At 70.4% G+C, this 5,752-nt stretch carries 5 protein-coding genes and 1 pseudogene; 2 read left to right on the forward strand and 4 right to left on the reverse strand.

Going from position 1 to position 5,752, the window contains the following annotated elements; all coding sequences use genetic code 11:
- The coding region (locus CHB94_RS24085) for an ISAzo13 family transposase (RefSeq protein ID WP_089339075.1) at positions 1-1,434 on the forward strand (1,434 nt) is incomplete at its 5' end.
- 9 nt (positions 1,435-1,443) lie between these two features.
- Here CHB94_RS24085 and CHB94_RS24090 read toward each other — a convergent pair.
- The 3 genes and pseudogenes from CHB94_RS24090 to CHB94_RS24100 all read right to left on the reverse strand — a co-directional run.
- Positions 1,444-2,220: pseudogene (locus tag CHB94_RS24090) on the reverse strand (IS256 family transposase); the annotation flags it as partial.
- 372 nt (positions 2,221-2,592) lie between these two features.
- A complete protein-coding gene (locus CHB94_RS24095) occupies positions 2,593-2,814 on the reverse strand; it encodes a hypothetical protein (RefSeq protein ID WP_089339076.1) in 222 nt (73 codons plus the stop codon).
- Between the two features lie 57 nt (positions 2,815-2,871).
- Complete coding sequence (locus tag CHB94_RS24100) at positions 2,872-3,585, reverse strand: HAD family hydrolase (RefSeq protein ID WP_217899500.1); 714 nt, start codon at positions 3,583-3,585, stop codon at positions 2,872-2,874.
- Between the two features lie 357 nt (positions 3,586-3,942).
- Between CHB94_RS24100 and CHB94_RS24105 the strand changes: the two genes are divergently transcribed.
- On the forward strand, positions 3,943-4,299 hold the full coding sequence (locus CHB94_RS24105; RefSeq protein WP_089339078.1) for a hypothetical protein: 357 nt from the start codon (positions 3,943-3,945) through the stop codon (positions 4,297-4,299).
- A gap of 93 nt (positions 4,300-4,392) precedes the next feature.
- Here CHB94_RS24105 and CHB94_RS24110 read toward each other — a convergent pair.
- The coding region (locus tag CHB94_RS24110; RefSeq protein ID WP_141137650.1) for an amidase at positions 4,393-5,752 on the reverse strand (1,360 nt) is incomplete at its 5' end.

Consider the following 5,752-nt stretch of genomic DNA (forward strand, 5'->3'; position numbering starts at 1 on the left):
ACCGCTGGGCCGGAGGTGCCGCTGGCCATTCCCTATGGCGTCTACGACCTGGGCACCGACGCCGGCTGGGTGAACGTCGGGGTCGACCACGACACGTCGGCGTTCGCCGTCGCCTCGATCCGCCGTTGGTGGGCCGCCCGCGGCGCGCTCGACCATCCGGCCGCGGACAGGCTGCTGATCACCGCCGATGCCGGCGGCTCCAACAGCTACCGCTACCGATTGTGGAAGGCCGAGCTGGCGGCGCTGGCCGCCGAGACCGGCCTGACGATCACGGTCTGCCACTTCCCGCCGGGCACCTCGAAGTGGAACAAGATCGAGCACCGGCTGTTCTCGCAGATCACGATGAACTGGCGGGGCCGGCCGCTGACCAGCCACCAGGTCGTGGTCGCCACGATCGCCTCGACCCGCACCCGCACCGGGCTGCGGGTCGAGGCCGAGCTGGACACCGGCAGCTATCCGCTGGGTATCGCCGTGCCCATCGGCCAGCTGCGCCGGCTGCCGATCACCGCGCACGCCTGCCACGGCGCCTGGAACTACACCATCGACCCCACCGGCGGCGAGCTCGGCCCGGTGCGGGCCGAGGAGCGCGCTCGCGCCCGCGGTCGGGCACTGGTCGTCCTCGCCGACGAACGGCTGACCGGCATGACGACCGCCGAGCTGGCCGAACTCGCCGCGCTGCTCGCCCCGGCGCAAGCCGCCCTGGCCGCCCAACGCCGCTTCGAGCAGCGCGGCGGGCCGCGGCGCCGCGCGGCCGGCGCGGGCAGCACCGGGCTGCTCACCGATGCTGACCGGGTCCTGGTCACCGTCGTCTATCAGCGCCAGCTCTGCTCGATGAACGTGCTCTCTGACCTGCTCGGGGTCAACGCCAACTCGATCGGCCAGGCCATCGCCGACACCCGCGCGCTGCTGGCCGAGCACGGCCGCACGATCGCCCCGAGCACGCTGCGCTTCGCCACCGCGGATGCGCTCACGGCATTCGCGTCAGGCAGCGGAGAGGAACCGCCCCGCCCGCGGCTGGCCGAACGGCTCGCCGAACCGGCCCTGACCGGCATGCCGCGGACCGAGCTGGCCGCCCTGACGGAGCGGGTCGTGCCCGTGCTGGCTGCCCGCGCCGAACGCCATCGGCATCGACAGCGCGGCGGAGAACGACTGCCCGGCGCCCGCGGCGGCGTCTTCACGCAGAAGATCACCGACCCTGAGCGGGTGCTGGCCACCGTGCTCTACCGGCGCGGGCTGGGCACCCACGACACCCTCGCCGAGCTGTTCGAGGTCAGCCGCCGCACCATCGGAGGCGTGCTGCGCGACGTCGGTCCGCTCCTGGATCAGAACGGCTACGTCGCGACACCGGCCGCCACCCGGTTCACCACCGCAGCCGAGCTCCTCGACTCGCTGCCGGCTCCCCACCCCCACGACACTGACACGCCGACAAGTTGATTCTTTACGGGCCCAATGCGTCCGGCAGCGCTGCCAGGACGCCCCGGGCAGGGCGGCGCCGATCGCCTCGACCAACCCGCGGTGGGCATCGGAGGTCACCAACTGGACTCCGCTGAGGCCGCGGGCGGTCAGGTCGCGGAAGAAGGCCAGCCAGCCGGCGCCGTCCTCGGCGGAAGTGACTTGCAGGCCGAGGATCTCCCGGTGCCCGTCGGCATTCACCCCGGTCGCCACCAGCGCGTGCACGTTGACCACCCGGCCGCCCTCGCGGACCTTGAGCACCAGGGCGTCGGCGGCGACGAAGGTGTAGGGCCCGGCATCCAGCGGCCGGTGGCGGAACTGGGCGACCTGCGCGTCGAGGTCCCGGGCCATCTCGCTGACCTGGGACTTGCTCAGCCGGGTGATGCCCAGGCTCTCGACCAGCTTCTCCATCCGGCGGGTGGAGACGCCGAGCAGGTAGCAGGTGGCGACCACGGTGGTCAGCGCCCGCTCGGCCCGGCGGCGGCGCTCGAGCAGCCAGTCGGGGAAGTACGACCCGGAGCGCAGCTTGGGGATCGCCACCTCCAGCGTGCCGGCGCGGGTGTCGAACTCCCGGGACCGGTAGCCGTTGCGGCTGTTCGTGCGGGCCTCGCTGCGCTCGCCATAGCCGGCGCCGCAGACTGCATCGGCCTCGGCCGACATGAGCGTGTTGATGAACGTGGTGAGCATCTGCCGCAGCAGATCGGGGCTGGCCTGGGCCAGCTGCTCGTGGAGGAAGGCGGTGGGGTCGATACTGCTCGGTGCGGTCATCGCGTCGAACTCCTGAAGGACTGTGGAAGGTCTCCAGAAGATCACGCGGTGGCCGCCTCGACGTTCAGGGCCCGCTACTCACCGGGGCCGTCGTACACCACCCTGGCGGACGCCACTTACGACGCCGCCGGTTTCCGGGTTCTCGAGCGCGTTCTTTCAGTACCCCTACCCGGCCACCCCGATGGTCGACCACCCACTGGGGTAGCCCTGTCGCCTGGCGCGGAGAACGGCGCACCAAGAGGGGCATGACGAACCAAGTCATAGCGGGGTGCGCTAGCACCCGTCTCGGTAGCCGAACCCGCTACGGCGACGTTCGGACGGGACAGGGCAGTCGCCCGCCGATGTCCCGGATGGGATTCGGCAGCGAGGCGCTCAGGTGAGCCAGCGGTAGATCTGCCCCTCCCGGAGTTCGACGCGTCGCGGCAGGCCCAGCGCGGAGTGGTCGCCCTGAAGCATGACAAGCACCTTGCTCCGCCCGCGCACAACGACGCCGTCGGCCCGGGTCCAGTGGAGATACGGGTGGAGCAGATGCCGCACCGTCGCCCAGTCGCGAGACACGATCGCTTCGTGGGCGACCGCGGCGATGTCCTCCACGGCTGCAGTGTCGCAAGCCGATCGGTCTCCGGGCATGCCCCGTCGTGGGCGCACTGGCTACTGGGGTTGCGGTGAGCGTTCGGAGTTGGTGAGCGAAGCACCCGGCATCACGAGGTCCAAGACCCGCTGCAGTCGCAGGTCGTCCGCCGCGCGCAGCGGAGGAAGGAGCAGCGTCGTGATGCCCAGTTCGGCCGCTGCGCCGTCCCAGGCACCACGGTCTCCCACCATCAACACCTGCTCCGCCGGTAGGCCCAGCCGGTTCAGGGCGGCGGCGAAGATGGCCGGGGCCGGCTTGGCGACGCCGAGCTCGTAGGACAACGCCCATGCGTCCACGAGGTCGGCCCAGCTGCTCCCGTCCGGGTTGTTCTGCTGCGCGAAGACGGGCCGCAGGTCGACGTGGATGTCACTGACCACTCCGATGCGCACCCCGGCGGCGTGCAGTGTCCGCAGAAGCGGGCCGACGTCCGCTGCGAAGGGGTTCAGCGCCGCAGTGGATTCGACCGCGTACAGGCGCTCGGCGAGCTCCTCGTCCAGGTCCGCAGCGCGGAACCAGGCGGCGTAGGCGCGGCGGTGCAACGCGGCGTCGGTGTCGATCGCCGAAGACTCCACCTCGCTGGCATCGGCCCCCTGCAACCGAGCCAGCACTGCATCGACACTTTCGGCAGAGATGTCCCGGTCGAGCAGCTTCAGAGCCGTCTGCTCCAGCCACCGGTAGGTCGGTGCCACCACGAGCGTGCCACGCCAGTCCAGCAGGACACCCTTGAAGGCCACGCCTGCGCGAGGACCTTCCCTCGGTGCGGCGCTCACCATCACGACCCTACACAGACCCGATGTCCTTAATCGCTGCCCCGAACAGGGATCCCCGCCTGGGACAACATGCTTTCAGCTGATGTGGACCTGTCCGGACTGCTCTGCCTGCCGCACGACATCATGACCTGCGGCGGCCGATAGGGACCGATGTGCGAAGACGTCTACCGAGCGGGACGGTCGGTGAATGGGTGGCATGGTTTCTCTTCGCGGCCCGGGCGTGGCTGCCGCTCAGGGTTCTCAAGTCGGTGTCGAACATGTCCCAGCCGTGACGGTCCACTGCTCTCCGGATGGCCGCCGGTCGGGGGCGAAGGAGAGGCCGTGAGCTGGTCGCTGGCTGGGTTGCTGCTGGTTGCGGCTGCGTCGCTGGGTGTGCTGGCGGGGGTACTGCCCGTCCGGGTGCGCACCTGGGTGCTCGCTGGTTTTGTGGGTCTCCCTGCTGCGTTGGCGTTCCTGCCGTGGGTCTGTGTCACCGCGATCGCGTCGACGCCGTTCGGCGATCCAGGCGATCTGCGCGGAGCGACGTCCTGCACCACCGTCTACGGTGCCGGGCTGCCGGATCTGGGCGCCCTCGACCAGGGCGCGACGGGACGGCTGCTGGCGCTGGTGGCTGCCGGGACCGCGATGGCGGCGGTCGCCGCCACGAGGCGCCATCGCGGTCGACGAGAGGAGCCGTGATGCGCAGCGTGCGGCAGCTGATGAGCCATGCGCCCTGTCTTCCGCGCGGCACGTGGGTGATGAGCTGACGTCCGAAAAGGAAGGCGCGTGCTTCTAGGTGCGCGGGTCGATCGGGGTTCCCATGGGATGGGTCTTCTCGATGGCCTCGCCCGCGTCGAAGCAGAGATCCTCGCGGAATCGCTCGGCGACGACCTGTACTCCGGTCGGAACGCCATCGACGATCCCGGCGGGCACGGACAGTCCCGGGATGCCGAGGAGCGCGATGGCCAGCATCGGGCTCTGCGCGTGAAGGATCTGCCGGAAAGCGTCCGGGCCTAGCTGGTCGTAGTCGACGGGGAAGGGGCGTTGCCAGGACACCGGCGTGACGAGGATCGGGTACTCCTGGAGGAACAGCCGCCAGTCCCGCGCGATCTGATCGCGGCGACCGAACGCGGCGGAGAAAGCGCGCAGGTCGAGTTCCGGCGTCAGGGCGAGCCAGGTCGCCATCGCGGTCCGGACCTTCTCGTCGCCGTACTGCTCGATTGCCTGGGCGAAGCCGAACCGTGCCTCGGTGATCACCAGCGGCGACCACAGCTCCGCGAGTTCTCTGAAGTGGGGCGGCGCGGCCTGCTCGACCTGGTAGCCGGCATCGCTGAGCGCACTGGCCGCATTGTCCAGTCCGATCGTCACGGCGGGATCGGGGGTGAACCCCTCCAGGTCATGGAGGAGGGCGACCTTGAGGCCCCGGCGCGGGCCTTTCGGCGGGGGCGGTGCCGGTTGCCACCAGGAGTCCCGCACGTCGGGTCGCGCCAGTATCGGCAGGCCGAGGCGGAGATCGCCCACCTGCCGTGCCATCAGTCCTCCGGTGGACATTAGCTGGTTGGTGATCGTTCGAGGCGTGCCGGCCCCGGACGGATTGAAGTTGGGGACGACCCCCAGTGACGGACGAATGCCGGTCACTCCACAGCAGTAGGCGGGATACCGCACCGAGCCGGCGATGTCCGTGCCGTGGGCGATCGGGCCGACTCCGACCGCGGTGGCCGCCGCAGCGCCGCCGCTGGAGCCGCCCGGGGTGAGCGTGGGATCCCAGGGGTTTAGTGTGCGGCCGTGCAGGTCGTTGTCGCTGAACCAGCGGAAGGAGAAGGCCGGTACGTTCGACCGTCCGACGATGATCGCGCCACCGGACCGGAGGTTGGCCACGGCGGCGCTGTCTTCCTCGGCGATGCGGTCTCGAAAGGCGACCACCCCGTTGGTCGTGGGGTGTCCTTTCAGATCGACATTGATCTTCGTGGTGATCGGGACGCCGTGCAGCGGGCCGAGCTCCTCACCGGCGGCCACCGCGCGGTCCGCTGCGTCGGCGGCAGCGAGGGCCTCGGCCTCTAGGCCCTGTTTGAAAGGTCGCGCAGCCAGATGTCGATGTCGCTGATCTGGACGGTGGCCTCGTAGCGGACGGCGAGCTTGTCGTAGCGGGTGG

The sequence above is a fragment of the Blastococcus mobilis genome (genome assembly GCF_900188025.1).
GTDB lineage: Bacteria > Actinomycetota > Actinomycetes > Mycobacteriales > Geodermatophilaceae > Blastococcus_B > Blastococcus_B mobilis.